This is a genomic window from Rhizobium sp. rho-13.1, from assembly GCF_007000305.1.
In the GTDB taxonomy this organism is placed as follows: Bacteria; Pseudomonadota; Alphaproteobacteria; order Rhizobiales; family Rhizobiaceae; genus Rhizobium; species Rhizobium rhododendri.
Map to the genome: position 1 here is coordinate 1 of NZ_SCFL01000091.1, position 615 is coordinate 615.

The following is a 615-nucleotide window of genomic DNA, read 5'->3' on the forward strand; positions in this document are numbered from 1 at the left end:
TCCTTGGCGCAGGGCGCATGGCTGAAGGCAAACGAGAACCTGATCCTGACAGGCCAAACGGGCACTGGAAAAACTTGGATCGCCTGCGCCTTTGCGAGACAGGCGGCCCGCCTCGACTACTCTGTCCTCTACGTTCGTATGCCGCGGCTCTTCGAGGATCTCGCACTTGCCAGGCTCGATGGACGCTTTCCGCGCCTCATCGACAAGCTGGCACGTGTTCAGTTGCTGGTGTTGGATGACTGGGGAACCCATACCCTGAATGACCGACAGCGCCTCGATTTGCTCGAAATCTTCGAGGAGCGATATCGAAGGAAATCGACCCTGATCACAGCTCAGCTTCCGGTGGCCGCCTGGCACGAAATGATTGGAGAAGCCACTTTGGCCGATGCGATTTTGGATCGCATTGTTCACAACGCCCACCGCATCACTCTCGAAGGCGACAGCATGCGCAAACGAAAAACGCCGACGCTCTTGACCGGCGACGAAATAACCGAACACAATCACGCGTAACAGCAACAAGGCAACCGGGATTCGATCGCATCCGTTGTCCGCGACTTAGCGAAACGCTTGTCCGCGACTTGCTGAAACCGCTGTCCCGATTTAGCGAAATCCGCA

1 protein-coding gene is annotated in these 615 nt (G+C 56.9%); it reads left to right on the plus strand.

Features of this window, described 5'->3' with window-relative positions:
* Positions 1-510: ATP-binding protein (locus EQW76_RS28770; RefSeq protein ID WP_143123533.1), on the plus strand; the 510-nt coding region annotated here is incomplete at its 5' end.
* Positions 511-615 lie beyond the last annotated feature (105 nt).